Annotated in this window: 5 protein-coding genes; 3 read left to right on the top strand and 2 right to left on the bottom strand. The window is 43.3% G+C overall.

Annotated features, from left to right (window positions below; genetic code table 11):
• Positions 1-487, top strand: a 487-nt coding sequence (locus ADU23_RS01050) for an integrase core domain-containing protein (RefSeq protein ID WP_157266057.1), incomplete at its 5' end; no start/stop codon positions are given.
• Between the two features lie 776 nt (positions 488-1,263).
• On the opposite strand, the gene ADU23_RS01045 is transcribed toward ADU23_RS01050, so the two are convergent.
• On the bottom strand, positions 1,264-1,614 hold the full coding sequence (locus ADU23_RS01045) for a hypothetical protein (protein WP_053372042.1): 351 nt from the start codon (positions 1,612-1,614) through the stop codon (positions 1,264-1,266).
• Between the two features lie 160 nt (positions 1,615-1,774).
• Between ADU23_RS01045 and ADU23_RS01040 the strand changes: the two genes are divergently transcribed.
• The gene (locus ADU23_RS01040) at positions 1,775-2,032 is read left to right on the top strand and encodes a DUF7667 family protein (protein ID WP_053372041.1); all 258 of its coding nucleotides are present in this window, start codon (positions 1,775-1,777) and stop codon (positions 2,030-2,032) included.
• Between the two features lie 187 nt (positions 2,033-2,219).
• On the top strand, positions 2,220-2,639 hold the full coding sequence (locus tag ADU23_RS01035; RefSeq protein WP_053372040.1) for a VOC family protein: 420 nt from the start codon (positions 2,220-2,222) through the stop codon (positions 2,637-2,639).
• A gap of 71 nt (positions 2,640-2,710) precedes the next feature.
• On the opposite strand, the gene ADU23_RS31880 is transcribed toward ADU23_RS01035, so the two are convergent.
• The coding region (locus ADU23_RS31880; protein WP_157266055.1) for an IS3 family transposase at positions 2,711-2,972 on the bottom strand (262 nt) is incomplete at its 5' end.

The following is a 2,972-nucleotide window of genomic DNA, read 5'->3' as shown; positions in this document are numbered from 1 at the left end:
ACTAGATCGATTCTTTTTTATCTTAAGCTACATTGATGTATTTGACCGATCCATTGTGGCACAATACCGTGGTCCAACCTGTGAAGGGAAGCATGTCGTRCAAGCTCTTAAGGAGGCACTGAAGACACGCAAGCTTGATCCTAAGAAAGATGGAAAAGGACCTATCATCCGAACGGATAACGGCCCACAGTATATCAGTAACGTGTTTGGTGATGCCTGCGAGGAGTTCCATATTCATCACGAGAGGATCCCGCCAAAATCGCCGAATATGAATGCTTACATTGAATCCTATCATAGCCAGTTAGAGCGAGATCTTTTGCAAAAAAATGAGTTTGAAACGTTTGCAGATGCCTACGAAGCGATAGACCGATACTTAGACTTTTATAACAACCKACGTTTGCATCGTAGTATTTTTATGCTATCACCGACATGCTTCTTTCAAGCTTGGCGACAAAACCAAATACAGCCGATGGTGATTAAACTGTAACCGGGTTTTGAATTCTGGAGCATTTACTCGAAATAAAGTGCAAGCGTAAGAACCGACTATTGAATTCCAATTAAAACTCCAAAATTAAGGGGTCAAACCGGAAAGCTGCCGAAATGGATAATTACAGGGAGAAATTCCCGTTAATTGAGTCTTGAGAGCAAAAAAGCTTAAAATAGCTGGAGTTTTTCCCGTTAGTGTGGTGCTGGGAGAAGCTATGCTAAACAACACGATCAACACCTTGCTCATGTGGTACAACCTAGCTGATTCGTCAAACTAACTTCTCCAACCAAAAAGCAATTAGCAGGAAATGCTCCAGCTAATTGCATTAGAAATCATCAATTTTAGAATTTAGATGGAATTTCTCATGCAAATTCAACGAATATTGGCTGGAAAGCCGCCGAAACGGAAAATTACAGGGAGAAATTCCCGTTAATTGAGTCTAGAGAGCAAAAAAGCTGAAATTAGCTGGAGTTTTTCCCGTTAGTGTGGTGCTGGGTGAAGCTGCGCTAAACAACAGGAGTAACTCTTCGTTCGCATTAGGATGCACAAGCAACTCCAACAAATTAAGGACAAGGCTAGTAAGGGGAGCATATCAGCTGACGTAACACCTTGTTCATAAAACTGCTGCTGCACCAGAGCCACCCAATATCAGCCGTATCACCATTTCAGCATATTACTTAACCAGCAGCATCAACCAACCATCCACCGAGCCACAAAACAAAAAAACTGACGCAACAGGCATAAGCCTGCTGCGTCAGCCTCCTTCGGGTGATGCCCTAACGCTCATAGCCGGGATAGTTGTAATCGGGGTTTTGGAGCTTTGGTAAAATATTCATCTCGCGAATATGATCCTTTGTCTCCTTCGTGCCAAGCGCATAAACGGCATCGTACACCTTGATGATGTCCTCGTTGAACTTGTCCGTCGCTTCGTCATGGTCGGCGGATTTGTACGGAATAGGCGCGCGAAATTGGGTTTTCTCGTCATCCCGCTGAATTTGGTCCAGCAGCAGCTGCAGCTCGCCAATTTCCTCTAAAGTCGCTGTTACCGTTAACTGATCATTGATGGAAGGCTCCGGCTCGACCCGTTTCCCAGATATCGATACGTAATAGGTTTGCTTCATCGCCATGCCGCTCACTCCCCCTCTTATTCGTTAATAAGATATAAAACAAATTTGATAGGGATGAAACAAAGGCCGCCTCTGGAAATCTTCCGCTAACAAGACTAATGGCTCGTTAAGTTGGCAATAATAAAAAGGATTGTACTTATAGACGATTGGATTGATCGCTATGATGAATATTCACTGGCGACTTGCAGAGCTGTGGCTGCTGCAACAGAGCCGAAAGCTTACGGAACAGGAAACCTCGGAGCTGGACGTATGCCTGAAGCTCAATGCCAAATATGCGCAAAGGCTGGCTGATCAATACAATTTCGGATTAATGGCCAGCATGACGAATGATTGGAATTGGCTGCATGAGATTTCTGCGGAGATTGATAAGCTGGAGCGAATGTATGAAAGCGGTCGGCCTTCTTTTTTTGAACAATAAGGGGGGCGAAAACGCTGCAGCAGCTTATTTTGGCGCGCATCCCTTTTACTTGAAAATAGCAATCTAAAAGAAATGCCCGAGTCTTTAAAATGCTAGAATAAAGCGATAAACAAATCAAACTTTTAATCGGCCTATTTCAACCAACGGTCGCCGAAGGTTTGACAATCTAATGATGAGGTGATCGTTAATGGGATTTAAGACAGCTAATATTTTTGTGAATTTACCGGTTAAGGATTTGAATAAATCGGTCGCGTTTTTTACGGCGCTAGGATTTGAATTTAACGCTCAATTTACGGATGAGAATGCAACCTGTCTAATAATCGGCGAAAATATTTATGCGATGCTGCTGGTCGAAGACTATTTCAAATCGTTCATCAAGAAAGAGATTTCCGATACAACAACGAAATCCGAAATGATTTTAGCGTTATCTGCTGAGAACAGAGAGCAAGTCGATGAGCTTGTCCACAAAGCGCATGCTGCTGGCGCTGGACATTCCAAAGAAGCGGTTGACCACGGTTTCATGTATGGATGGGGCTTTGAGGATCTTGACGGGCATCTGTGGGAAGTTTTCTACATGGATCCAAGCGCAGTCAACCCAACTGAATAATCCAGCAAAAGAGAAGAGGCTGCGTAATTGAACTGCACCCCGTCAAGTAGACAGTACAAATAAAAAAACCGTTAAGCGGCCTTAGTCCTGAATTCCATTGGACTGAGGCCGTTTAATTTTGCCTGTAATCGTTCGTTATTGTAAAAGTGGATGTAGGCCTCAATGTCCCGTTCAAGCTCATCAAAAGTTCGGTATGTATGCAAATAATACTTTTCGCATTTTAGAGTTCCCCAGAAGTATTCTATGGGACCGTTATCGATGCATCTCCCTACGCGAGACATGCTCTGGGTTAATTTTTTGCCAAATAACTTTTTGAATCGTAGAGAAGTGTAT

It is taken from the genome of Paenibacillus sp. FJAT-27812, assembly GCF_001273905.1.
Lineage (GTDB): Bacteria > Bacillota > Bacilli > Paenibacillales > Paenibacillaceae > Pristimantibacillus.
This window is presented reverse-complemented; position numbering and strand designations above follow the sequence as displayed.

Excerpts from the sequence above, each read along its gene's own strand:
- ADU23_RS01045 (WP_053372042.1), bottom strand. The coding sequence starts at position 1,614 with ATGGCGATGAAGCAAACCTATTACGTATCGATATCTGGGAAACGGGTC.
- ADU23_RS01040 (WP_053372041.1), top strand. The coding sequence starts at position 1,775 with ATGATGAATATTCACTGGCGACTTGCAGAGCTGTGGCTGCTGCAACAG.
- ADU23_RS01035 (WP_053372040.1), top strand. The coding sequence starts at position 2,220 with ATGGGATTTAAGACAGCTAATATTTTTGTGAATTTACCGGTTAAGGAT.